This window comes from Amycolatopsis sacchari (assembly GCF_900114035.1).
In the GTDB taxonomy this organism is placed as follows: Bacteria; Actinomycetota; Actinomycetes; order Mycobacteriales; family Pseudonocardiaceae; genus Amycolatopsis_E; species Amycolatopsis_E sacchari.
Map to the genome: position 1 here is coordinate 167101 of NZ_FORP01000010.1, position 23742 is coordinate 190842.

Genomic DNA, 23742 nt, shown 5'->3' on the forward strand with positions numbered 1-23742 from the left:
ACCGCAAGCCCCTGTGTTCGGATGACCCCCGCATGCGCTACACCGTAGGGGCCCTACTGCAACCCGAACTGCAACCGAGGCGGAACCGTTCCGGGCGACGTCCGGCATAACCTCCGGCCACAAAGCGGAAGCGGAGGGATTTGAACCCCCGGTCGGTTGCCCGACGCTCGCTTTCAAGGTCCATGAAGGGCTGTTCGGACGCGGCTGGACCCGGTCTGACCTGGAAGGCAGGGGCAACACTGCCACGACTGGAACAACCCGAACAGGTTCGGACTGCAACCCAGACTGCACACAACCCCACCCCGGGTCGCCTACCTGCAACCCTCCGCTCTCCAAGACCCTGAGGGGTGGTTCAAGGGGGTTCGATGATGATCGTTTCCCCTGGTCAGGACGGCGGGTACGACTGCAGCAAAAGTTCGGCGGGCGGCGAACTGGGCCCCTCATTGAGCCCCTCTCGGACTGCGAGATGGCGCACGCATAGCGCCGCCGGTAACGCGTGGTAACACAAGGTGCGGCGACTGCGATCTTCAAACTGTCAGCGACGCGCTACGACTTTCAACCGGGCGCAACCCAAGGCGGCAAGCCTTAACAAGAGGACAAGGCAAGGGTGGAGAACCAAATCAAAGACGCGACGCTCTGGGAACTGGTCGAGCCGGTTGCACGTGACGCACTTCACAAAATGCATGACGCCTACACGAGAGGTTTAAATAAGGAAACGTACTGGGGTTACACCACCATAATCGAAACCCCAGAAGGAAGACAGCGGACACATAAGTCGCCACTTAAATACTCATCAGCAATCGGGCCCGAAAAAGGCATCTTTGGCCGACAGTACACGTACGCAGAACTTGACGGCTTTTCCGACCTTCTCGCCTACACGGAGAAGACGCCCGAATATCGGAGTTTTCTTTCGCCTAAAGAAGCTGACACGGTTGGCGATAGATTGGTGCTCGTTGGCACGGCCGACCTTCCACTGGAAATCGCCGAACGACACGCACATTGCGTCGGCTGGGAATACGACAGCGAATTCCTGAAAAGTACCTACATTGAACTCGAACGATGGTGGATAGGCGAGGGCCTAACAGTTGATTTGATAATCCCAATTCTTGGATCAACATTTAACCAATCTGATATCCCGATGCTGAAAGGGCGTCTAATAGAAACGGATGTCGGCATCCTTGCCGCAGGCCAATACCGCTAAGTTTAGGCGAGTTTCCGCAGCTCAGAGGCGTTTGGAGGCGTCGCCCACAGAGCGGTCACACCCCGACAGAACAGTTGCCTCAATTGAAGATTCCCCTCAACCGCAACGGCGACTGTCTCAAGTGGAGAACCGCCTAACCGGCGGGAACGACTGAACAGAGCCTCCGGTAACGCCCTGACCAGGTAAAACGTACTAACTTAGCGGTATTGGCCGCAGGCTGGCCAGACGCAAGAATATTGAGCGGTGCCGATGAACGACTGCTATTGAGCAGCACGCACTCATGGACGTATCCGGAATTACCGGTTCGCAGACGCCATGCATGGGGCGACATACTCGAGCCTGCAGACTATACAGCATTCGAGGAACTGAGCCTGTTCCTACAGACGCTAAAAATAACCACTCGAGAACCAGTCGGGGTAAACCATGCAATCTATCTCCGCAACGGCTGGTCCTCTGGCTACAAGGCGGCGCTACCTTGCGCGTCACACGCATGGCATGAACGTCGACATTTACATGGATTAGAAGATGTCCCCGAGAATCCCGTCCAGCTCGATTCGCGGCTTTTGCGCAAGCGGATTGATTCCTTAAATGCAATGTCGCCCAAGGTTAAACTGGCTTCAGAACGCCTACTTGGCGGAGCGCTCCGACAAACTCAGGTGGACCGAATTCTTGACGCATGCATCGGCCTGGAAGCCCTTGCTGGCGACGACAGTCCCGGCGACATAACCTACAAACTTGCCCTACGCACGACGGCATTACTTGCACATAATGGAGCCGATCGAGTCCATGAGATTTTCTCAGCAGCAAAGCAAATCTATCGCTACAGGTCGGCAGTGGCTCATGGGTCACCAACCGCTGATAAGAAGAGCGTGATTGACTTTGTCGGCGACAAATACCATGCCAGCGACATAGCTGAGTTCTTTCTTGAGCAGATACTTTCCACCGTTCTAGACGAACCTGAAATTGGACCCAAGATCTCGAACGACGACCTGATTCTGGAGATGCTTCTCCGTGGCTCGAGAGTCGACAAGACTGGGGAAGCTGACACTACGGAGTAACCTCGCGCGCATGACGCAAGTGTGGCAGGTCCAGATAGCGGCTCCGAGCAAGGAACACGCGACCGAGCTGGCGCGCGGAGCCGTCGAGGCGAAGCTAGCCGCTGGCGGCCAAGTCGTCGGCCCCGTGACCAGCGTCTTCTGGCACCTGGGCGAGTTCGGCACGGGCGAGGAGTGGACGGTCATCCTGAAGACGACGGAGGACCGCTACAAGGAGCTGGAGCAGCACATCGTCGAGCGGCACGAGTGGACGAGCCCCGAGATTACGGCCATCCCGCTCGCGGCCGGGCTAGCTCCGTACCTGGAGTGGGTCGAGCGGACGCTGAGCGAGTAGGTCGGCCACCTCCGGCACGGATTGGTGGGGCTCCAGTCGGCTCATGACCACGCTGAGCCGCTGCTGCGGGCGGGCCGACGCCACGTCTGCGGCCAGGCCCAGTGCGCGGGTAGCCGCGGTTGCCGAGTGCTCCACCTCCCCCGCGTCCAGGTACGCCTCCGACAGCCAGGACAGGTACAGGGCCTTGTCACGCGCGTGGCTGTCGTCGTACTGGGCCATCGCCGCTTCGAGGGCGGGTACGGCGCGGAGCGGGCGGTGCAGCTCGGTCCAGCACCGGCCGGTGATGATCTGCAGCTCGGTCGGGTTGTGCGCCCACACCGCCCAGTCTGGCCCGTAGCCCTCCCCCGCCTCACTGACCAGGGCCGCCTCCGCTTGGCCGAGTGCCCATGCGGCCTTGTCGGCTTGACCGGCCACCGCGTAGGTCCAGGCTCCGCGCTGGTAGAGCAGCGATTTCACGCCGGGATGCACACTCTTGGCCGCGATCGAGCACGACTTGTCCGTGAGGTCCACGGCCACGTCCGTCGAGGGCAGGAGCTGGTACGAGCGGAGCGCGAGAGCGTTGGCGGCCAGGTCGACGTCGTTCGCGGCCTTCGCCGCTTCGAAGCTCTGTTCGTAGAGCATCTTGGCCTCGTTGTGCCAGCCCGCGTCGAACGCCGCCCACCCGGCCTGCTGTGCCTGCTCGGCGAAGAACGACAGCAGCTCCTGCCGGTCCGGCCCGGCGAAGCTGGCGCTCTTGAGCAGTGCGTCCGTCTTCTGCACTTCGGCGAAGTAGAGCCGGTAGGTGTCCGCGCCGCCCAGGTGGTCGTCGAGACGGCGCAGCCGCCCGAAGCTGGCGCGCAGCTCGGCGACAGTGCTCGACCCCACGCGGTTGCCGACCGTGCGGGACGGGAGGCCCGGCAGCTGCGCCGCCAGGCCTGTCGCGGCAAGCCCCGCTCCCAGCTTCATGAAGTCGCGTCGCAGCACTGAAGGGTCTCCATCCTCGCTCGACGGTTGGGTGTGCGAGGCGTCGGCAACAGGGCGCACGTGGCGCGTGCTGGTCTCCCAGGACCGGGGTGCGAGATCCAGCATCTCCCCCGGAATGTGCAGGCCGTCCGCGACGCGTTCGAAGATCTCGACGCGCTGCGCCTGGACGCGGCCGTTGATGTAGTCCTGCACTCGCGAGACGGTCAGCTCGCATCGCCGGGCCAGGTGGGACGCGGTGAACCCGACGCCTCCCCATCGCTTTGCCAGGCGCAGTACTTCGCCGAGATTGCGTTCAGCACACGCCTGCCGGAAGTCCGCTCGCGCGAGCACTTCCGGCGGTAGGTGATCTGCTGGCCGTTGCCTTGCCACGTCCTCGATCCTCCCCCAGGTCGGGCCGAAAACTCCCTTGTTACTGACGAGTTTACCCAGCTTGGGTACTCAAGTTGTCCTTATTCCAACCCTGCGACCAGCGGTTTTCTTGCTTCATGAGCAACGCCAGCAAGCGCGGACCTCAGAACGACACCAGCGAGCGAGGAGACCGAGATGGCCAAGAACACCTTCCCGCCGATCAAGACCGGCACGAGCCTGCTGACCAAGGTCGTCGGGCTCCTGACGCTGATCGCGATCCTCACGCTCGTCGTCAAGCACCCCACGGACGCCGCGACGTGGCTGAGTCAGGCTGGACACTTCGTCGGAACGGTGATCGACGGAATCGCTTCGTTCCTGCAGCACGCCCTTGGTTGAGCGCCACTCCACCGAGCGGTCAGCGGTCGGCAAGCCGCCGCTCAAGCTGCTCGACGCGCTCAACCAGGCCCTCGACCAGGCGCCGCAGCTCGTCCAGCTCGGTCACGGTCGGCTTGTCGTCGACGGGTTCCTGCCGGGTCCGGACGTACGAGCCCTTGCCCTGCCGGGTCACGATCAGCCCGGCGTCGCGAAGCACCGCCAGGGCGCTCTTCACGGTGCCGGTCGACACCTCGTATTCGCTGCTCAGGGCCGGGAGCGCCGGAAGCTGCGCACCTGGGGCGAGCTTGCCTGCCTCGATATCGGCCCGCAGCGCGTCGGCAATCTGCCGGTACGGCGGCCGTGAGTCGTCCGGGTCGAGTTTGCCCATGCCAACGAGCCTACTGCCCGCCAACAGTGTTACCCGAGATATGACAGTGTTGACTGTGTTAGCAGTGTCAGCTACTTTCTCTCTTGTCGCAGTCAGCGCACACAGCACAAAGCCCCGACCGGTGCGGCAACACCAGCCGGGGCGGACATCGAAACCTTGGGAGCATCGATGCAGTTCGAGCCTAACCGCATGTACCGCGTCAAGGCAGTCGCCGAAGCACTGGACGTCTCCGTCGCGACCATCTACCGCGCCATCGAGGCCGGGAAGCTCAACGCGTTCAAGATCGGCACCGGCAAGGGCGCTCTGCGCATCCCCGGCGGGGCCATTCCGGCCTACCTGGAGGAATGCGCCCACGCCGCCGCCCTGGTCCACGGTGGTGAGCGCTGATGTCGGCCTTCGAGGTCCTGCAACGGTTCGGCACCACGGCACTGCTGAAGTTCGCCGCCGCTGTGGTCGTGTTCCTGCTGCTGCACCTGCTGCGTATCCCGCTGGTCGTCCTCGCGCGGGTGCTGGAGGTGTCCATGCGGCGCCTTGACGGCTACGCGACCAAACAGGCGAGCAAGCCACCCACCGGGCCGATCAACCAATTCTTCCGTCCCACCAACGCTTTCCGGGAGGAGTCCAGCAATGTCCACGCCTGAGCACACCCCCGACACGACCGAGCTGGATACGCGTCGACGCGCCTTGGCTGCTGTCTACGCGCACACCACCGAACCGACTCGCGCCACTCGCGCGATCTCGTGGGCCGGTTGGCACCTGGGCGAAATCGCGGGCGTGACTGTCCCTTTGGGACTCGCGCTGACGGTCTGGGACGGCTTCTACGCGTTCTCCGGCGTGGCCGCTGTCTGCTGGGCCGTGCATGAGGTGCGACTGCAGCTCAAGCAGCGCGCGATCCGCGCGGCTGCTGAGGCGAAGGAGGTGCGGCGATGAACTGGCGTGAGGAACGACGCGCGGACCGGATCGCCGAGGCACAGATCAGGCGCGAGGAAGCGGCTGCTCAGGCACAGGTCCGCATCGCCGAGCAGTCCGCGGCTGCCCAGCAGCGCCGGGCCGACGAGCAGGCCCGCGCCGAGGCCCGCCGTGCCGAGCAGGACCGGCGTCGGGGGCGGCGCGCGGCGCGTATGGCCCGCATCCGGACCTGGACGAGCGCGCACGCCGTTGACCTCCTGATTTACCCGCTCGCGCTGGTATCGGCTGTGCTGGCGGTTCCGGCGATGGCCGCCTACGGCCACCAGGTGTACGGCAACGCCACGGGCTACGCCCTGTTCTGCATCACCGAACTCGGGATGTGGGCCTTCGCCCTGGCCGTCCAGATCACCCGGCACCGGAACCCGGAACGGCCTGTGTGGGCGCTGCAGCTCGGCGTGTGGGCCTTCGCCGCCGTCGCGTTCGGTGTGAACGCCCTGCACGGCGCCGAGCGCGGGTTCTCCCCCGCCGTCGTGATGGGTATCGGCTCGATCGCCGGAGTGCTGGCGCACCAGCTCATCACTGCCGGGCACCTCCGGTCCCGGCTGGAACGGACGCAGGCGAGGATCGAGCGCCAGGCGGCGCGCAAGGTCGCGCGGGTGCAGCGCACTGCGGTGCGCCAGGCGGTTGCCGAAATCGCCACCGACGGCACCGCCCGCCTCGTATACGCCCCCGGCCGGTACGTGATCGCCAGGAGTCGCGTTACCCGGCGGCCTCGACTTGAAGCCGCGATCGTGCCCGGCCTGCCGACCGGCGAGTCGGCCGACTGGGACCGGGAGTTGGCCGACCTGCTGGCGACGCACCGGCCCTCGATCGACCCGACCGACGGCACCCTTGGTACCGGTCCAGTGGCGACCCTCGATCCCGATCCTGAGCAGCAAAAATCGACCCCCAACCGATCGAAGGTCGGTGGTCGTCCGAGCCGCACCATCGCACAGCTCCGGGCCGAGCTGAAGCGGGCCATGAAGGCCCGCCCTGGCTCGATCGATCCGACCTCTGCCGAGTCGATCCGCAAGGCGCTGCGCTGCTCTCCTGCGCGCGCTCGGCAGCTCCGCGACGAACACCGCCAGGGAGGCACGAAGTGAGCACCGACAACGACCGTGAGGAGCTGGCGCGCGTGCACTACCTGCCGAGCCACAACGGCGCTGATACGGAGGTGATCGAGGGCGAGCTGATCAGCGATGAGGAGTACGCGTTGCTGACGAGCCAGAAAGCGCAGGCACTGGAGCGCTACCGGGGCTACCGCCGCGACGCGGTGACTGTCTACAAGGGTGTCCGCTACGCGGCGACGCACGACTACACGAAGACGGCGGGTAAGACGCTGATGCGGCACGGCTCCTATGTGCTGGGTGGTGCGGGGGTGCTGGCGAAGCGGGTGTGGGAGGCCAAGACCAACTCCCGCTATGAGCGGCTGCTGCGGGCGGCGGAGGTGCAGGGCGACTGGGAGCGGCTGGGCGAGTGGGAGCAGCGCGCCGAGCAGGCCCGCGAACACCGCCACCGCCGCCGCATGGACTGGCTCGACGCCCCCGCGAAGCTGGTCAAGGCCGTCGTCATCGGCGCCGCCTCGCTGATCGGGTTCCTGTTCGCGCTCGGGATCGTGCTGGCCGTCGCCTCCAAGGACCTGGGCAAGATCCTGGGGCCGATCGAAGCCCTGCTGCAGCTGGTGCAGTGGATCGCCTGGGTCGTGACCGTGGTGTGGGGGCCGCTGGTGCTGGCCGCCCCGTGGGTGGTGGTGCTGGCGCTGTGGAACATCGGCCGGCGGGCCGGGGCCGCCCCCTCCTGGCTGTCCACCGGCGGGCAGCGCTCCGGTGAGGGAGAGCCCATCACGCCGTCGATCGTGGTCACCGCCCTACGCGACCTCGGGATAGCCAAGCTGGCGACGGCCATCAAGGAGATGGGAGACGCGGGAGCGTCGATGCTAGGACCGATCCGGCTCGCAGGATGCGGCGTCGAAGTCGACGTGACCCTTCCCAGCGGCGTCACCACCGAGGAGGTACAGCGCAAGCGCCGCAAGCTCGCCGAAAACCTGACCCGCCACGAGCACGAAGTGTTCATCACCATCCCCCAAGCCGCCCGCACCGTGCGGCTATGGATCGCCGACAGCGGCGCCCTCGACGAACCGATCGGGCCGTCTCCGCTGGTCACCGACCCCGACACCACCGCCGACCTCTACACCGGCCGCGCACCCTGGGGACAGGACCTCCGGGGCGACGCCGCCGCGATCGCGCTCCTGCAGCGGCACCTGCTGATCACCGGCCTGTCCAACCAGGGCAAAACCGCCGCGCTGCGGGCACTGGTGCTGTGGCTGGCGCTGGACACCTCGACCGAATTCCGGATCGCCGACCTCAAGGGCGTGGGTGACTGGCGCATGTTCGAGGGCCTAGCGACCCGCCTGATCCAGGGACCGACCGATGAGCACGTCATCGCCACCACCGAGATGCTGGAAGAAGGCGTAGCGGAGATGGAGCGGCGCATTGCCGCGCTGGAAGCCTCCGGCGCCACGGATGGCGTCACGCGGGAAATGGCCCGCTACCCCGGGTCCGGGTTCCACCCGATCTTCCTGGTCGTCGACGAAGCCCAGGTGGCATTCATGTGCCCCGCCATCGGGGAGGACAAGCGGCCCTATGGCGGGACGAAGAACACCAGCCGCTACTTCATGGCCGCCCGCAAAATCCACAACCAGGGGCGCGCGGTGAACGTGCACCTGTGGCAGGGCACCCAAGACCCCACCGACCAGAACCTCCCGAAGCTGGTGCGCGAAGGTGCCCACATCCGGGCCTCGCTGGTCGTGGGCACGGAGGAACAGGCCCGCATGGCACTCGGGGACAAGGCCGTCAACGGTGGCGCGGCGCCGCACAAGCTCCGGCAGGGCGCGGACAAGGGCACCGTGGTCGTCGCCGGAGACGGCGTGCCCCTCCCGGCCGGGCAGGCGTCGATCACGATCCGCACGCACTTCATCAACGGTGAGGACGCCACCGAGGTCGCCGAGCGCGCCAAGACCCGCCGAGGCACGGTGATCACGGCCGAAGAGGGGCCAGAGGAGCGGGACCTGCTCGACGACGTGGCCGAGGTTCTGGGCACCGAGGCCGCCGTCAAGGCCACCGACGTCGCCGCCCGGCTGCGCGAACTGGCACCCGAGCACACGGACTACCGCAAGCTCACCGCCGAGGGCCTGGCCGCCTGGCTCGCGAGCGAGGGTGTGGTGGTCAAGAAGGTCAACGGCACCCTCACCGTCCGTGCCCGCATGATCCACGCCGCACTCGCCGACCGCGACGACGACTAGGGAACACGCGGCACCCCTTCCAGTGGGTGCGATCCGGGCCGCTGACCAGGCTCTCCTGGCAGCGATTCCCTAGCTCCCTTCGCTCCCTGATCGACATGTTTCCGCTGATCAGCGGTAGTGACCCGGGCAAGGGAACGGGGAAGGGAATTCGCCCTTCCCCGGCCCGGACTCCCCAGCCCATTCCCTACCAATTCCCTGCCCGCGCGGCGCCCCTCGGAACGCCGTGACGGCACCCCCTACCCAAGTCTCGGACACGCACTGTCACCGAAAGGGCAACTGATGACCACCGCAGACACCTCGCTGCTGGAGTGGGCGTTGTACTTCGCCGGGCTCGGCTGGCCGCTGTTCCCGCTCCGTCCGGGCACCAAGCGGCAGCCCGCCCTCAAGGACTGGGAGCACCGGGCAACCACCGATCCAGAGCGCATCCGCCGGTGCTGGTCCGCCGACCGCTGGAACATCGGACTGGCGACCGGTCCCGCCGGGCTGGTCGTGGTCGACCTCGACATGACCAAGGCCGGTGACACCGGTCCGGACGGCGCGACGGCCCTGGCCGCGCTCGCCGCCGAGCGTGGCGGTCCGGTGCCGGACACGTACACCGTCGCCACGCCCTCCGGCGGTCGGCACCTGTACTACCGCGCCCCGGCCGGTGTGCGGCTGCGCAACTCGCAACGCCAGATCGCCACCAACGTGGACACCCGCGCTGGAGGCGGATATGTGGTGGCGCCTGGGTCGGTCACCGCCGAGGGCGCGTACGAGCTGGTTGACGAGCGCGAGCCTGCCGACCTCCCGGCCTGGTTGGTCCAGGTGTGCTCTGAAAAGCCGTCAGCGGCGATCTCAGCGCCCGTTCAGATCCGCTCTGCCGACACGACCGCGTACGGGTCGGCCGCACTCCGGGGCGAGTGCCAGCGCGTGCGAGACGCGGCGCCAGGCACCTACAACGCTGTGCTCTCGTCGGCCGCCTACACCATCGGCCGCAAGGTCGGGGCCGGTCTCGTCGACCACCGCGCCGCCCGCGCTGAGCTGATCACAGCCGGAGAAACCCTCATCGGTTCCGAGCACTGGCCGCCGAATCCGCGGGAAGTCGCCCGCGTGGTCGACGCCGGGCTGAACAAGGGAGCCAGCAATCCCGTGCAGCGAAAGGAGATCGCATGACGACGACCACCGACACCGTGGCCGCGATCGACGAAGTGATCGGTACCTGCAACCAGTGCGGGCGACCGCTCGGCGAGTCCCCTTCGGATGACTTCTGCTCGGAGAACTGCCAGCAGGTCTGGCGCTCGGCGAACCGCGTTGTCATGGCCGGGCACGAGGTGCTGGACCAGGTGCGCGACTTTGTGGCACGGTTCAACGTCTTCCCGTCCGAGCACTGCGCACCCATGCTCGCGCTCTGGTACGCCCACACTCACGCCGCCGACCACTTCTACGTCACGCCACGCCTGATCCTGTCCTCAGTGGAACCCGGCTCCGGGAAGACGCGGGTACTGGAAGTGGCTCAGTTCCTCGTGCGGGCACCGGAAATGACGTTCTCCGCGACCACGGCCGCGCTGTTCCGCATGGTGTCCGAAGGACCGATCACGATCCTGTTCGACGAAGTGGACACCATCTTCGGCGGCAAGAACGGCGGCAACAATGAAGACCTCCGGGGCCTGCTCAACGCGGGCTACAAGCGTGGCGCGACCGTCGCCCGGTGCGTCGGTGATGCCAAGGCGATGAAGGTGCAGAGGTTCCCCGTGTTCGCCCCGGCCGCGCTCGCGGGCATCGCCGGGAACATGCCCGACACGATCACGACCCGCGCGATCACCGTGCACATGAAGCGCCGCCGCGATGACGAAGAGGTAGACGAGTTCTGGGAAGAGGAGGTCGAAACCGAGGCGGCGCCGCTGCGGGACGCGCTCGCGGCGTGGGTGGATTCCGTGACGGACAAGATCAGCCGGGGACGGCCCACGATGCCGCCCGGTGTGCGGGACCGTTCCGCCGAGATCTGGCGCCCGCTCATCGCGATCGCCGACGCGGCAGGCGGGCACTGGCCCGACACCGCTCGCGCGGCCTGCCTGCACTTCGTCGAAGTCGCCAACACCGACCGCAGCGGCGGCGGCACGCGGGTCCGGTTGCTCGCCGACCTCCGTGAGGTGTTCAGCGCCGCGCGCGCCGACGAGCTACCCACCGCCGCGATCCTCGACGCCCTGACCGGAATGGAGGAAGCCCCCTGGGCCGACCTCGACGGCAAGCCGCTCGACGCCCGCCGACTGGCCCGCGAACTGAAGCCCTACGGCGTCACGTCGAAGAACGTCCGGCTGCCCGGCGACAAGGTGGCCAAGGGCTACCACGTGACCGGCGACGGCGGCCTTGCCGACGCCTGGAGCCGCTACCTGCCTGCCACCGCTACGAGCGCTACAGGCGCTACCGCGCAGGCCAGAGGCGTAGCGGATACGGAGGGCGTAGCGGACGCAACCGCTACAGCCGTCCGGCCACCCCCGCCGTCGTGACCACGCCGTAGCGGACCCAAGCGCTACGCCCCCCGTATCCGCTACCGCCCTGACCAGGCACGTAGCGCCAGTAGCGGACGTAGCGCTCCCAGCCAGCTCAGTCCCACCCGCACGACCCGCAGGAGCAAGACCAGTGGAGACCGCCAGCATCCCGACCGAAGACCCGACCAGCCCGCGTGTGCTGCTGACCGTCGAGGACGCCGCGAAGGCCCTCAGCATCGGCCGCACCACCATGTACGCGCTCATCAAGGCCGGGCACATCGCCACCGTCCAGATCGGCCAACTCCGCCGCGTTCCGACAACCGCGCTCGCGGCCTACGTCCAGCAGCTCACGACGCAGCAGAGCGCTGCCTGATCAACGAGGGGGAAGACATGACACGCAGGAAGCGCCCCGAGGGCAGCCGCCGACCAAACGGCGCGTCGAGCATCTACTTGGGCAGTGACGGGAACTGGCACGGCTGGGTCACGATGGGAGTGCGTGACGACGGAAGCCCTGACCGGCGACACGTCAAGCGCAAGGACGAGGCCGCCGTGATCGACGCGGTTCGCGAACTCGAGAAGCAACGTGATGCCGGAAAGGTGCGCAAACCGGGCCGCGCCTGGACGGTCGAGAAATGGCTGACGCACTGGGTCGAGAACATCGCCGCTCCGTCAGTCCGCAGGAACACGCTCGTCGGATACCGGGCGGCCGTGTACGGCCACCTCATCCCTGGAATCGGAAAACACCGGATCGACAAGCTGCAGCCGGAGCACCTGGAGACGCTGTACCGGAACCTCGCGAGCAAGAAGGGGAAGCACGGGAAGGTCCTTCGTCCGGCGACCATTCACCAGGCGCACCGCACCGTGCGAACGGCGCTTGGAGAGGCAGTGCGCCGCGGACACATCACGTCGAATCCCGCGCAGATCGCCCGGCCGCCGCGAATCCCCGAGGAAGAGATCATCCCGTTCACGAAGGAAGAAGCCGCTCGAATTCTCCGCGCCTGCCAGCACCGGCGCAACGGCGTGCGATTCGTCATCGCGCTGACGCTCGGCCTTCGGAAAGGTGAAGCCCTGGGGTTGCAGTGGCGAGACGTCGATTTCGCCGCTCGCACTCTGTCGGTTCGTCGGTCGCTGCAGCCGGTGAAGTGGCAGCACGGATGCACCCCGGAGAATCCGTGCGGACGTCGACACGCTGGGCATTGCCCGGACCGGCACGGCGGCGGCGCGATCGCACAGGAAGTGAAGTCTCGGGCCGGGCGGCGGGTGGTCGCCATTCCCGTGCCGATTTTGGAGGCGCTGCGCCAGCACCAGCGCGACCAGCTCCAGGAGCGCGAGCAGGCCGGGAACCTCTGGCAGGACGAGGGCTGGGTGTTCGCGAGCCCGATTGGGAAGGCCGTTCATCCCCGAACTGACCACGACGAGTGGAAGGACCTGTTGAAGGCCGCGAAGGTGCGGAACGCGCGCTTGCACGACGCCCGGCACACCGCCGCGACGATGCTGCTCGTGCTCGGCGTGCCCGGCCGGGCAGTGATGGAGGTGATGGGCTGGTCTCACGTCGGAATGACGTCCCGCTACCAGCACATGACGAGTGAGCTGATGACCTCGATTGCTGATCAGATCGGTGGGTTCTTCTGGGCCGAGGACGACCAGGACGACGGAGATGAGGGTTCGGCAGGCCAACCGGTAGCTGTCTAAATTCTTCGGGAACCGCGGCTGCTCGCCGTGCGTTAATGATCCTGGCCCGATATCGCTAGGTAAGGGAGCTGAAATTGGACGAGGTGACGATTGTTGATCGCGTCCAGGTCGACATTGACGACTTGGGAAAGCTCGCCGATCACGTCGCCATTCCACCTGCCGAACAACTTGAGGTGGTCTACGTCAACACCGAAAGCGGAGGTCGACGCACGCGGCGCGTTTACGGTTTCACCGCAGGAGGTGATGCACTCGTCGTGCCTAACAGCGGTGCCCGTCTCGTGGCCGCTCATCGGGAGGCCAAGCCGAACGAACGTCTCCACATTCGGCGGCGGTCAGACGACTACAGCGACAGGCCCGTTGGGCCGTTCACTCCAGCCCCCAAGGGGCTAACTGCCGTCTTCACCGACGGTCGACGGCTTCCAATCGCCTACTACGACGTTCATGGACGCTCGGTATGCATCGATGACGACGCGGCTTGTTGGCTATTCGTAGTTCACGAGGACAACGAAGTGCTGGCGCGCGTCGAGGAGGAACCTACCTACTAACCGTAAGCCCCTGCGCTCGGATGACCCCCGCACGCGCTACACCGTAGGGGCTACTGCAACCCGAACTGCAACCTAGGCGGAGCCATGCCGGGCGAGCGCACATGCCTCGCCCGGCATATCTGCTGGTGAGAGACGCGGAAGCGGAGGGATTTGAACCCCCGGTGGGTTGCCCCACGCTCGCTTTCAAGGCGAGTGCATTCGGCCGCTCTGCCACGCTTCCCTGCCCTGCAGGGTAGCCCGTCAGTCCGGTAGCTGGTTCAGGTGCTCGTACACCCGCTCGAAGGCCTCGCCGATCACGCGTTGCTCCTGCGGCGTCAGCAGGTCGATGAGGTGTTCCCGCACGCCCTGGACGTGCGTCGGCGCGGCGCGTTCCAGTAGGGCGCGGCCCGCGGGCGTCAGCTCGGCGATCACGCCGCGCTTGTCCTCCGGATCGGGGACCCGGCGCACGTACCCGGCGTCCTCCACCCGCCCCACCTGGTGCGACAGCCTGCTCTTCGTCGACCCCAGGAAGTTCGCCAGCTCGGTCATCCGCATCCGGCCGTCCGCCTGGGTGTCCAGGCAGACGAGCACCTCGTAGTCGATCAGGGAGACCTGCTGGGCTTCGCTCAGCTCGCGGTGCAGGCGGTGCCGCAGCTTGAGCGTGGCGACGATGTAGAACCGCCAGGCCTTCGCCTCGGGTTCACTCAGCCAGCGCACTTCGCCCATGCCCGGCAACCCTAGCGGGCGAACGCGGATCCGCCCGGACGTGGGATGACGGATCGGTTGAGCCCGGCGCCGGAAAGGCGCATGCTGGGCAGTGACGGAGGACGAAGCTCCGCGGTACCGGGACACCACCGGGGGTGCCCGGCGCGGGGCCGCCGCCGCGGAAGGTCAGGTGGTTCAGTGGCAAGAAAAACCCCGCGGTTGACTGCCTGCTGCGCCCCCACGGCCGGGAGACGGTGATCGCCGGCCCGGCCGCGATGTGAACAGCACGGGCGTCCCCGTGCGCCACCTCTCGCGCATCACGGCGGGAATCTGGCCTGCGTCGGTACCACCTCCGCGTGCGCACCGGCAGTGCGAAACCCGCCGGCCCGAGAGGCAGCCAACCGCCCCCACAACAGTGACAACCTCGGTGAATCCCGGGCGCGGTTCCTCCAACCACCGCGCCCGGGATTTCTTCAGTAGGCTTCCGCAACCATGAGGTTCGACGACAACGCTGGCCTGGACACGTCCGAGGTTGACGACCTGCGCGGCGGAGGCGGTGGCATCGGCGGCCGGGTCGCGCTCGGTGGCGGCGGGCTCGGCGTGGTGGGCCTGATCATCTACTTCGTGCTGAGCCAGCTGGGCGGCGTCGGCACCACGGGCGGCAGCAGCAGCGTCGGCCTGGGCCAGCTCGGCTCCGGTCAGCAGATCAGCAACAGCACCCTCTCCCAGGAGTGCCGCACGGGCGCGGACGCCAACCGCAACCACGACTGCGCCGTCGTCGCGATCATCAACTCCATCCAGGACTACTGGACCGACCAGTTCGCCCGCTCCGGGCGCACCTACCGCAAGGTCCCCACGAACTTCTTCAACGGCAGCGTCCGCACCGGCTGCGGCGGCGCCACCTCCGACACCGGCCCCTTCTACTGCCCCGCCGACTCCGAGGTCTACATCGACCTGTCGTTCTTCCAGGAACTGCAGACCCGCTTCGGCGCCGAAGGCGGGCCGTTCGCCGAGGCCTACGTCCTCGCCCACGAGTACGGCCACCACGTGCAGAACCTCCTCGGCACGTCCGACCGCGTCGGCAACGGCACCGGCCCCACCTCCGGCTCGGTGCGCCTCGAACTGCAGGCCGACTGCTACGCCGGCGTCTGGGGCAACCACGCCACCACCACCCCGTCGTCGAGCGGCCGCCCGCTGATCACCGAGATCACCCAGGACGACATCCAGCGCGCGCTCGACACGGCGTCCCGCATCGGCGACGACTACATCCAGAAGAACCTGGGCAACGGCAAGATCGACACCTCCCAGTTCACGCACGGCACGTCGGCGCAGCGCGAGAAGTGGTTCAACACCGGCTTCACGACCGGTGACCCCGCCCGCTGCGACACCTTCGGCGCCCGCGACCTCGGCTGAGCCGAGATAGGGTCACGGGTATGCATGCGATCACCATTCGTGAGCCCGGCGGCCCGGAAGTCCTGGAGTGGACGGAGGTTCCCGATCCCGAGCCCGGCCCCGGCGAGGTGCTCGTCGAGGTCGCCGCGAGCGCCGTCAACCGCGCGGACCTGTTGCAGCGGCAGGGTTTCTACAACCCGCCGCCCGGCGCGAGCGACATCCCGGGGCTCGAGTGCTCCGGCACGATCGCCGCGGTCGGCGAGGGCGTCGAAGGGTGGCAGGTCGGTGACGAGGTGTGCGCGCTGCTCGCGGGCGGCGGGTACGCCGAGAAGGTCGTCGTGCCCGCCGTGCAGCTGCTGCCGGTGCCCGGCGAGGTCAGCCTCGTCACGTCGGCGGGGCTGCCCGAGGTCGCGTGCACGGTGTGGTCGAACGTCGTCATGATCGGGCAGCTGACCGAGGGCGAGGTCCTGCTCGTCCACGGCGGTGCCGGCGGCATCGGCACCCACGCGATCCAGGTCGGGAAGGCGCTGGGCGCGACGGTCGCGGTCACGGCCGGCTCACCCGAGCGGCTCGACCGGTGCCGCCAGCTCGGCGCCGACATCACGATCAACTACCGCGAGCAGGACTTCGTCGAAGTGCTGAAGGAGGAGACCGGCGGCGCCGACGTCATCCTCGACAACATGGGCGCCGCGTACCTGGAGCGCAACATCGCGGCGCTGAAGCCCAACGGCAGGCTCACGATCATCGGCATGCAGGGCGGCACCAAGGCGGAGCTGAACCTCGGCCAGCTGATCGCCAAGCGGGGCGTGATCTCGGCGACGACGTTGCGCGCGCGGCCGGTGGAGGACAAGGGCCGCATCGTCGCCGACGTGCGGAAGAACCTGTGGCCGTTCGTCGAGGACGGGACGATTCAGCCGATCGTCGGCCAGGCGGTGCCGATGTCCGAGGCCTCGAAGGCACACACCGCACTGGAAGAGGGCGGCGTGTTCGGGAAGGTTCTGCTCACCACCAAGGGTTAGCGGAGTTCCTCGAGGACGCGGACCAGCTGGTTGACCTCGAAGACGTTGGAGTAGTGGGCGAGGCCGATGCGCACCGCGCCGCCGACCTCGCCGACGCCCAGCGCCGCGAACACCCCGCTGGTCCCGTCGTCGGCGAACGCGCACAGGCCCTGTGCCGCCAGGTGGTCCGCGACCTCCGGCGCCTTCTTGCCCGCCACGGCGAACGCCAGCGCCGGGATGCGCCGCATCGCGTCCCCGATGACCATCACGTGCGGCAACGCCCGCAGCTCGCTCGTGAGCTGCGCGAGCAGGCCGGCGTGGTACGACTTCGCCGAACCCAGCGACGTGACGAGCCGCTCGCGGCGCGAACCGGTGGCGGCGTCGTCGAGGCCCGCGAGGTAGTCGATCGACGCGATGAGGCCCGCGAGCAGCGGGTACGCGTGCGGGCCGAGTTCGAGCCGGGCCGGGCCGCGGACGTCCGGGTCCAGCGACGCCGACGGCAGCCGCTCGATCATCTCGGGGTCGCGGAACGCGAGCGCGCCCACCGCGGGACCGCCCCAGGACTGCGCGGACACCACGATCACGTCGGCACCCAGCTCCGGCAGGTCCAGCGGCAGGAACGGCGCCGCGTACGTCGCGTCGACGACGACCGTCGCGCCGACGCGCTTGGCGAACTCCACGACCGTCGGCACGTCGGGCCTCGTGCCGACGGAACCGGACGCGGCCGTGATCGCGACCGCCTTCGTGTGGGCGGTGACGAGGTTTTCGTACTGCCACGCGGGCAGCTCGCAGGTCTCGATGTCGATCTCGCTCCAGCGCACGATCGCGCCGACGCGCTTCGCGGCGCGCTGCCACGGGGCGAGGTTCGCGTGCTCGTCGAGCCGCGACACGATGACCTCGTCGCCCAGCGTCCACCGCTCGCTCATCGCGTCGGCGAGGCGGCGGAGCAGGACGGCGGCGCTCGGCCCGAGCACGACACCGGCCGGATTGGTACCGACGAGGTCGGCCACCGCCCGCCGGGCGGCGGTCACTATGCTCTCCGCACGCTGGGAGGCCGGGAACGCGCCACCGGGCACGGAGACCGGAGCACGCATCGCCGTGGACACGGCCGAGGCCACCTGTTCGGGTACCAGCATTCCGGCAGGGCCGTCGAAGTGGATCCAGCCGTCACCCAGCGCGGGGAACAACCCACGAATTCGAGCGACGTCGAACGCCATGGGCACACGGTACGGAGGAGTAATTTCGCTGCGCGTCCGGGGTTGGGCTATGGGCGCGCCGGGCGGCTAGGCTCGGACGTGCCGCACCTGCGGCGAGGCGAGTCCATGGATGGAGCGATGACCGACCCCAACAACCTCAACCCCCAGTCCGACGAGCAGGCCCAGCACGTGCTCGTGGTCGGCCCGGACGGTGCCCCGGTGGGCACGGCGCGGGTGCCGTCGGGCGAGGAGGACCAGCAGCAGGAGTCCGTCGGTGACCTCGTCGAAGAACCGGCGAAGGTGATGCGCATCGGCACGATGATCAAGCAGCTCCTGGAGGAGGTGCGTGCGGCCCCGCTGGACGACGCGAGCCGCAACCGCCTGCGCGAGATCCACCAGACCTCCGTCAAGGAGCTGGAGCAGGCGCTCGCGCCGGAGCTGCAGCACGAGCTGGAGCGCCTGGTGAGCCCGTTCACCGAGGACTCCACCCCGTCGGACGCGGAGCTGCGCATCGCGCAGGCCCAGCTCGTCGGCTGGCTCGAAGGGCTGTTCCACGGCATCCAGACCGCGTTGTTCGCCCAGCAGATGGCGGCACGCGTGCAGCTGGAGCAGATGCGCCGCGGGCTGCCCCCGGGCACCACCGCCCGCGGCGACGGCCACACCCCCGGCATCAGCGGGACCGGGCAGTACCTCTAGCGGGGCGGCGCCGGGCCCGGCCGGAGGTCACTGCCCCAGCCGCGTGCTGAGCGTGTCCTCGACCCGGGCCAGGCGTTCCTCGTACTTGGCCACCGCGGTCAGCCGTGCCCGGATGCGCGCGTGCTCGGCCCGCACCTCGTCCAGAGCGGGCCGCGGGTCGCCCTCCGCGACGCCGGGCCGTTCCAACTCCGCGACGCGGGTCTGCAGCCCGGACAGGATCGGCGTCATGAGCTTCAGCTCGTTGTCGTGCCAGTCCAGCCTGTTCGTGATGGCTTCGACGTGCCCGCGCAGCTCCTCGCGGAGCGTGTGCACCTCGCCGCGCAAACCGTCCAGCTCACGGCGCAGCTCGTCGAACCGCGGGCCGTGGCGCTGCTCGGTGACCTGCTCGATGCGCCACCGCAGCTTCCGCCACAGCGGGAACGCGAGCACCTTCCCCAGCCTCTTCACACCGCTCACGGGAGGACTTCGACCCTTCCTTCGTCACGCCACGACCTCAACAGCGCGGACTCGGCCCGCAGCCGGTGGTCCACGGTCACTTCCACGTCGGCGCCCCACGCGTGCGCGAACCTGGTCTGCTCAGGGTCGTCCACGATCGAGAACCCCGCCATCCGGATCTTCGCCTCGGGGAACAGCCGGGCGCACAGGTAGACGGCGAGCGTGCCGGTGGTCGCCCAGACCGGCTGGGCGGGGTCGAGCCCCAGCAGGCGCCCCAGCGGGCGGACGACCGGCCGGTTCGGGATCGGCAGGAACCCGAGGTCCGGCGGCCACCAGTCCGGCAACCACTCCGGCTCCCAGTGCATCCGGCCGGGTTCGGCCAGCAGGTACAGCCTGGACGTGTAGTCGGCGAACGTGTGCGGGCTCGCGAGCACTCCCCGGTGCACGACCACGACGTCGGTCTTGCGCCCGTAACAGGGCGCTTCCCCGTGCTCGTCGAGCGCGAACGTCGTCAGCCGCAGCACGAGGTCGCTGTCGTCGATCAGCCGGGCGCGAGCGGGATCCGGCCGCATCGGCGCGTTGCCGACGACGGTGATCGTCTCGGGCGGCCGCTGCCCGCGGGCGTACGCGGTGAACAGCTCGCGATGGACGTCGAGCTCGTCGTCGGCGACCGCGTCGTCACGCTCGGCCTCCACGGCCTCGCTAAACACGCCGCAACCGCCTCCTCGGCGCCTCTTCGCCGGGGAAGACCCGCTTCACGCCGTCGCCCATCGCCGCCTCGACGGTCCGGATGTCGCGGACCAGCCGCCGCAGTCCCTCGGGTTCGAGCGACGCGGCCTGGTCCGAGCCCCACATCGTGCGGTCGAGCGTGACGTGCCGTTCGACGAGGCAGGCGCCCAGCGCGACGGCCGCGATCGAGACCTGCAGACCGCGCTCGTGCCCGGAGTAACCGACCGGGACACCGAACCGGCGCGACAACGTCTCGATCGTGCGCAGGTTCGCCTCCTCCGGCGGGCACGGGTAGGTCGACGTCGTGTGCAGCAACACGAGCCGGTCCGTGCCGAGCAACTCCACCGCGGCGTCGATTTCGTCCATAGTGGACATTCCGGTCGAAGCGATGACCGGGCGGCCGGTGTCCCGCAACCGGACGAGCAGCTCCCTGTCGGTGAGCGACGCCGACGCCACCTTGTGGCACACCACGTCGAACTTCTCCAGGAAGTCCACGCTCGGCACGTCCCACGGGGACGCGAACCACGCGATGCCGCGCTCCGCGCAGTACCGGTCGATTTCCTCGTACTCGGTGACGCCGAACTCGACCCGGTACCGGTAGTCCAAATAGGTCATTTCGCCCCACGGCGTGTCACGCGGGGTGTCGCGCATGTCCGGCGGCGTCGCGATGTCCGGGGTCCGTTTCTGGAACTTCACCGCGTCGACACCGGTGTTCGCCGCGATGTCGATCAACTGCTTGGCGATTTCCAGGTCGCCGTTGTGGTTGATGCCGATCTCGGCGACCGTGTACACCGGCCTGCCCTCGCCGACCTCGCGATCGCCGATCCGCACGGTCGAGGTCACGCGTTCCTCCGTTCGTACGCACGCAAAACCAGGTCGCTCAGCTCCCGGACCGCACCCGCACCGCCCACTTTGGTCAGCACCAGCCGGGCCGCCTGGCGCACCGCGGGGTGGGCGTCGCCGACCGCGACCGGCCAGCCGACCAGCGCCATCGCGTCGAGGTCCCTCAGGTCGTTGCCCACGTAGGCGACGCGGGCGGGGTCGAGCCGCTGCTCCGCGAGCCACGACTTGAGCACCGCCGCCTTGTCCCCGACGCCGTGCAGCACCTGGGCACCGAGCTTCTTCGCACGTGCTGCCACGACGGGGTTCTGCTCCACCGAGAGGATCATGAGCGGGATGCCGGCGGCCAGCAGCCGCGCCACTCCCGCGCCATCGGAGCGGCTGACCACGACGCCCTCGGTGCCGTCCTGCAGCACGATCGCGCGGTCGTCGGTGTGCACCCCGTCGAAGTCGGTGACGACGGCGTCCACGTCGACGTCGGTGCCCAGCGAGGAGTCGAAGCCGGCTGCGAGCGCCCTGGCGATGGCCAGGTCGTCGTGCGAGTCGATCTCCACGGCGTGCGACGCCGGCATCTCCACGAGGCCGATCCGGCCGAAGAAGCGGTGCTTCGCGGCGCGGAAACCGGTGGTGCGCATGCCGTAGACCGCGCCGGTCTCCCGGAACTCCGGCTCGCGTTCCTGGCGCAGCGGCCGGACCTCGGCGCTGTGGTTCACGGCGACCGCCGCTCCGGATCCGTCGCGGCGCCACAGGAACTCGTGCACCCGGGCCGCGGTGAACGCACAGTCCCAGCCTTCGTCGAGGATCGAGGACACCACGCCGTCGATCGTCTCGGCCGCGATGAACGGCGACGTGCACTGCACCATCAGGACCACGTCGGGGTCGGAGCCGTGCTGCCCCCGGAAGATGTCCAGACAATGCAGGAGAACCGCTTCCGACGAAACGGAATCCCCCGACAATTCCGCGGGGCGCGGGAAAACGGTGGCACCCGCGTCCGCGGCGACCGCACCGATCTCGGCGCTGTCCGTGCTGACCACGATGTCGTCCACGCGGGACGCCCTGCCCAGTGCGCGAACCGCGCGGGTGATGAGTGGTTCGTCGCCGACCTCGATGAGGTTCTTACCCGGCACGCCTTTCGACCCGCCGCGCGCGGGGACCACGGCCAGCACCCGAGCGCTGTCGAGCTGTGACATAAGGGCGAGCGTACGGAACAACCCTGTGCGCGTGCGCACAGGGTTGTTCGTGACTTACGGACGTGTCAGCGGTTGTTGTTCTTGTCCAACTCGAACAGCCGCTCCCAGTTCTCCTTGCTCACCAACCGCGGCTGCGCCTCGTTCCAGCGGCGCACGGCCGCGTCCCCCTCGCGGCGCAGGCGCCACAGCGTCTTCGCCCCTTCACGGCCGAGGCGCACCATCAGCTCGCGGTCGAACCTCCGCACGCGCATGCCGGTCTGCGCCGAGTCCGTGACGACCGCCGTCCGGAACCTCGCGACGTGCCACCAGTACTGGTCGTGCGAACGGATCGCCGCACCCTGCTCCTGCCCGTTGCGCAGCTGGTCGACCAGCCGCTTCAGCAGTACCAGCGTGGGCTTCGACGGCTTGGGCGCGGGGACCACGATCGGCATCTCGCCCGCCGGGACCTTGACCGAGGACGGCTTCAGCGTCTCCGTCTCCGCGTACTCGGCACGCAGCTTCCGCACCTGCGGCACGATCTCGGCACCCCCGTCGGAGAGGACCTCCGGCCCGCGGAGGAAGTCCTGGATCGCCTTGATCATCGTGGCCGCGAGGCCGTACTGCATCGCGGCCAGCGTCTCGCTGAACTCCTTGGCCAGCAAGGCCGTCGTCCGCGACGAGCTGAACGCGCCGTGCAGCGCCGCGACGACGAGGCTGTTGCGGAAGTGGAAGTACCGGGACCAGTCGTCCCAGTCCTTCCAGTGCAGGTCCTGGTGCCACACGCCGGCACCGGGCAGCGTGAACGTGACGAACCCGGCGGCGCGGGCGCGCAGCCCGTACTCGATGTCGTCCCACTGGAAGAACACCGGCAGCGGGTAGCCGATCTTCGCGACGACCTCGGCCGGGATCAGGCAGCACCACCACGCGTTGTGCGTGGCGTCCCGGCGCAGCTCCTGCGAGTGCTGGAGCATCGAGCGGCCGGACATCGACTCCTCGGTGGGCGTGAGCCCCGGCTTCAGCTTCGGCAGGTCGGCCACCTCGGCGTCCACCCAGAGGCGGTCGGGGTGCAGCTCCTGCAGGCTCTGGCCGCCGACCAGGATCGGCTGGGTCGCACAGTTGGCGATCGCCATCAGGCGCACGACGGTGTCGGATTCGAGCTTGACGTCGTCGTCCATGAGCAGGACGTAGGACTCCGCGCCACGCTCGCCCTCGACGATCTCGTACATGCCGCGGGTGAAGCCACCCGCACCACCGAGGTTGGGCTGGCGGATGTAGTGCAGCTTGTCGCCCATGGCCTGCTTGACCACGGCGAAGCGGTCCCGGGACTCCACGGCGTCGTTGCCCTGGTCGGTGACGTGCACCGCGGCGACCGCACCGAGCGCGTCGGGGTCCTCGGCCAGCTCGGTGAGGGTGTCCAGGCAGTAGTCCGCCCGGTTGTGGGTGCAGATCGCGATGGAGACGGGGCGCAGCGCCCGCGGCGCGGCGACGGTCCAGCGGACCTGCTCGACGACCAGCGTCTCGTCGTCAGTCTGGACGTCGAGCCACAGCGCGCCGCCGTCGACGAAACGGTCGATGGGCGCCGTCAGCCGCACCGTCTCGGCCTTCGCCCCGGTGGCGGTGTGCGCGTCGATACCGCGGACGTCACCCCAGATGTCGGACGCGGTGATCAGCAACCTGCCGGAGCCGGTCACCACCGCTTCGACGACGACCTCCGCGACCTCGGTGCAGCGCTGCCAGTAACTGGCCGGAAACCGGCCGAAATACGTGTTCGTCGTGACGAAGGCATGGGGCTCGACGCTGAGCCGATCGCGCTCCTGGCTGGCAGAACCCTGCTTGACCTGGGCGTACATCTCGTTCGGCGCGAGAAACGACCGTGCCGCGAAGTGGGTCCGCTGGGCAAGTAATCTCTCGCCAGGTTCGTGCTGCTCCTTGACCATGGCGTCAAGCTCCGAATCATGAATACGTGGAAACGCCTGCTCGTTCCA

26 protein-coding genes and 1 tRNA gene are annotated in these 23742 nt (G+C 68.1%); 17 read left to right on the plus strand and 10 right to left on the minus strand.

All coding sequences use genetic code 11. The features are described 5' to 3' along the window. The first annotated feature begins 607 nt into the window (after positions 1–607). From BMZ92_RS36885 to cutA, 3 genes are all read left to right on the plus strand, one after another. A complete protein-coding gene (locus BMZ92_RS36885; protein WP_143249888.1) occupies positions 608–1201 on the plus strand; it encodes a hypothetical protein in 594 nt (197 codons plus the stop codon). A gap of 206 nt (positions 1202–1407) precedes the next feature. Then, positions 1408–2259 carry a HEPN domain-containing protein gene (locus tag BMZ92_RS36890; protein WP_143249889.1) on the plus strand — a complete coding sequence of 284 codons (852 nt, stop codon included), beginning with the start codon at positions 1408–1410 and terminating at the stop codon, positions 2257–2259. A gap of 10 nt (positions 2260–2269) precedes the next feature. Next, on the plus strand, positions 2270–2590 hold the full coding sequence (gene cutA / locus BMZ92_RS18755; protein ID WP_091509244.1) for a divalent-cation tolerance protein CutA: 321 nt from the start codon (positions 2270–2272) through the stop codon (positions 2588–2590). Here cutA and BMZ92_RS18760 read toward each other — a convergent pair. Next, the gene (locus tag BMZ92_RS18760; RefSeq protein WP_483860452.1) at positions 2546–3922 is read right to left on the minus strand and encodes a helix-turn-helix domain-containing protein; all 1377 of its coding nucleotides are present in this window, start codon (positions 3920–3922) and stop codon (positions 2546–2548) included. The genes cutA and BMZ92_RS18760 overlap by 45 nt on opposite strands. A 174-nt stretch (positions 3923–4096) precedes the next feature. On the opposite strand from BMZ92_RS18760, the gene BMZ92_RS18765 reads away from it, so the two are divergent. After that, positions 4097–4297, plus strand: coding sequence for a hypothetical protein (locus BMZ92_RS18765; protein ID WP_091509248.1), 201 nt, complete (start codon positions 4097–4099; stop codon positions 4295–4297). A 19-nt stretch (positions 4298–4316) separates the two neighbouring features. Here the strand turns inward: BMZ92_RS18765 and BMZ92_RS18770 are convergent, their stop codons facing one another. Continuing rightward, positions 4317–4664: a GntR family transcriptional regulator gene (locus BMZ92_RS18770; RefSeq protein WP_091509250.1), complete on the minus strand. Its 348-nt coding sequence runs from the start codon at positions 4662–4664 to the stop codon at positions 4317–4319. Between the two features lie 168 nt (positions 4665–4832). On the opposite strand from BMZ92_RS18770, the gene BMZ92_RS18775 reads away from it, so the two are divergent. The 10 genes from BMZ92_RS18775 to BMZ92_RS36895 all read left to right on the plus strand — a co-directional run bounded on the left by BMZ92_RS18775 (position 4833) and on the right by BMZ92_RS36895 (position 13618). After that, entirely contained in the window at positions 4833–5051 is a 219-nt protein-coding gene (locus BMZ92_RS18775) for a helix-turn-helix domain-containing protein (RefSeq protein WP_245783129.1), read from the plus strand. After that, the gene (locus BMZ92_RS18780) at positions 5051–5305 is read left to right on the plus strand and encodes a hypothetical protein (RefSeq protein WP_091509252.1); all 255 of its coding nucleotides are present in this window, start codon (positions 5051–5053) and stop codon (positions 5303–5305) included. The genes BMZ92_RS18775 and BMZ92_RS18780 overlap by 1 nt, the downstream gene beginning before the upstream one ends. Continuing rightward, positions 5292–5594 carry a hypothetical protein gene (locus BMZ92_RS18785; RefSeq protein WP_091509255.1) on the plus strand — a complete coding sequence of 101 codons (303 nt, stop codon included), beginning with the start codon at positions 5292–5294 and terminating at the stop codon, positions 5592–5594. The genes BMZ92_RS18780 and BMZ92_RS18785 overlap by 14 nt, the downstream gene beginning before the upstream one ends. Further along, a complete protein-coding gene (locus tag BMZ92_RS18790; RefSeq protein WP_091509257.1) occupies positions 5591–6715 on the plus strand; it encodes a hypothetical protein in 1125 nt (374 codons plus the stop codon). Before BMZ92_RS18785 ends, BMZ92_RS18790 begins: the two co-directional genes overlap by 4 nt. After that, positions 6712–8913 (plus strand): FtsK/SpoIIIE domain-containing protein, encoded by a 2202-nt coding sequence (locus BMZ92_RS18795; protein ID WP_245783130.1) that lies wholly within the window; start codon positions 6712–6714, stop codon positions 8911–8913. Before BMZ92_RS18790 ends, BMZ92_RS18795 begins: the two co-directional genes overlap by 4 nt. Before the next feature lie 279 nt (positions 8914–9192). Then, a complete protein-coding gene (locus BMZ92_RS18800; RefSeq protein ID WP_091509259.1) occupies positions 9193–10065 on the plus strand; it encodes a bifunctional DNA primase/polymerase in 873 nt (290 codons plus the stop codon). Further along, the gene (locus tag BMZ92_RS18805) at positions 10062–11399 is read left to right on the plus strand and encodes a DUF3631 domain-containing protein (protein ID WP_091509262.1); all 1338 of its coding nucleotides are present in this window, start codon (positions 10062–10064) and stop codon (positions 11397–11399) included. Before BMZ92_RS18800 ends, BMZ92_RS18805 begins: the two co-directional genes overlap by 4 nt. 133 nt (positions 11400–11532) lie before the next feature. Continuing rightward, positions 11533–11754, plus strand: coding sequence for a helix-turn-helix domain-containing protein (locus tag BMZ92_RS18810; protein ID WP_245783131.1), 222 nt, complete (start codon positions 11533–11535; stop codon positions 11752–11754). A 17-nt stretch (positions 11755–11771) separates the two neighbouring features. After that, entirely contained in the window at positions 11772–13073 is a 1302-nt protein-coding gene (locus tag BMZ92_RS18815; RefSeq protein WP_091509264.1) for a tyrosine-type recombinase/integrase, read from the plus strand. Positions 13074–13147: 74 nt separating this feature from the next. Further along, positions 13148–13618, plus strand: coding sequence for a hypothetical protein (locus tag BMZ92_RS36895; RefSeq protein ID WP_143249890.1), 471 nt, complete (start codon positions 13148–13150; stop codon positions 13616–13618). 135 nt (positions 13619–13753) lie between these two features. Here the strand turns inward: BMZ92_RS36895 and BMZ92_RS18825 are convergent. Further along, a tRNA-Ser gene (locus tag BMZ92_RS18825) sits at positions 13754–13838 on the minus strand. Between the two features lie 20 nt (positions 13839–13858). Beyond that, a complete protein-coding gene (locus BMZ92_RS18830; protein WP_091509269.1) occupies positions 13859–14323 on the minus strand; it encodes a MarR family winged helix-turn-helix transcriptional regulator in 465 nt (154 codons plus the stop codon). 471 nt (positions 14324–14794) lie between these two features. Between BMZ92_RS18830 and ypfJ the strand changes: the two genes are divergently transcribed. Further along, positions 14795–15715, plus strand: coding sequence for a KPN_02809 family neutral zinc metallopeptidase (ypfJ, locus tag BMZ92_RS18835; RefSeq protein WP_091509270.1), 921 nt, complete (start codon positions 14795–14797; stop codon positions 15713–15715). A gap of 20 nt (positions 15716–15735) precedes the next feature. Beyond that, the gene (locus BMZ92_RS18840; RefSeq protein ID WP_091509273.1) at positions 15736–16713 is read left to right on the plus strand and encodes an NAD(P)H-quinone oxidoreductase; all 978 of its coding nucleotides are present in this window, start codon (positions 15736–15738) and stop codon (positions 16711–16713) included. On the opposite strand, the gene BMZ92_RS18845 is transcribed toward BMZ92_RS18840, so the two are convergent. Next, a complete protein-coding gene (locus BMZ92_RS18845) occupies positions 16710–17909 on the minus strand; it encodes a cysteine desulfurase-like protein (RefSeq protein ID WP_091509275.1) in 1200 nt (399 codons plus the stop codon). The two genes, BMZ92_RS18840 and BMZ92_RS18845, sit on opposite strands and share 4 nt — an antisense overlap. Positions 17910–18026: 117 nt before the next feature. On the opposite strand from BMZ92_RS18845, the gene BMZ92_RS18850 reads away from it, so the two are divergent. Next, positions 18027–18584: a bacterial proteasome activator family protein gene (locus BMZ92_RS18850; protein ID WP_177228761.1), complete on the plus strand. Its 558-nt coding sequence runs from the start codon at positions 18027–18029 to the stop codon at positions 18582–18584. 27 nt (positions 18585–18611) lie between these two features. Here BMZ92_RS18850 and BMZ92_RS18855 read toward each other — a convergent pair whose 3' ends face one another. The 5 genes from BMZ92_RS18855 to BMZ92_RS18875 all read right to left on the minus strand — a co-directional run bounded on the left by BMZ92_RS18855 (position 18612) and on the right by BMZ92_RS18875 (position 23694). After that, positions 18612–19031, minus strand: coding sequence for a hypothetical protein (locus BMZ92_RS18855; protein WP_143249891.1), 420 nt, complete (start codon positions 19029–19031; stop codon positions 18612–18614). Between the two features lie 5 nt (positions 19032–19036). Beyond that, positions 19037–19729 (minus strand): hypothetical protein, encoded by a 693-nt coding sequence (locus tag BMZ92_RS18860; RefSeq protein ID WP_245783132.1) that lies wholly within the window; start codon positions 19727–19729, stop codon positions 19037–19039. Continuing rightward, on the minus strand, positions 19722–20591 hold the full coding sequence (locus BMZ92_RS18865; RefSeq protein ID WP_091509281.1) for an N-acetylneuraminate synthase family protein: 870 nt from the start codon (positions 20589–20591) through the stop codon (positions 19722–19724). Before BMZ92_RS18865 ends, BMZ92_RS18860 begins: the two co-directional genes overlap by 8 nt. Beyond that, positions 20588–21778: an acylneuraminate cytidylyltransferase gene (locus tag BMZ92_RS18870; RefSeq protein ID WP_091509284.1), complete on the minus strand. Its 1191-nt coding sequence runs from the start codon at positions 21776–21778 to the stop codon at positions 20588–20590. Before BMZ92_RS18870 ends, BMZ92_RS18865 begins: the two co-directional genes overlap by 4 nt. Before the next feature lie 65 nt (positions 21779–21843). Beyond that, positions 21844–23694: a glycosyltransferase gene (locus BMZ92_RS18875; protein ID WP_091509286.1), complete on the minus strand. Its 1851-nt coding sequence runs from the start codon at positions 23692–23694 to the stop codon at positions 21844–21846. Positions 23695–23742 lie beyond the last annotated feature (48 nt).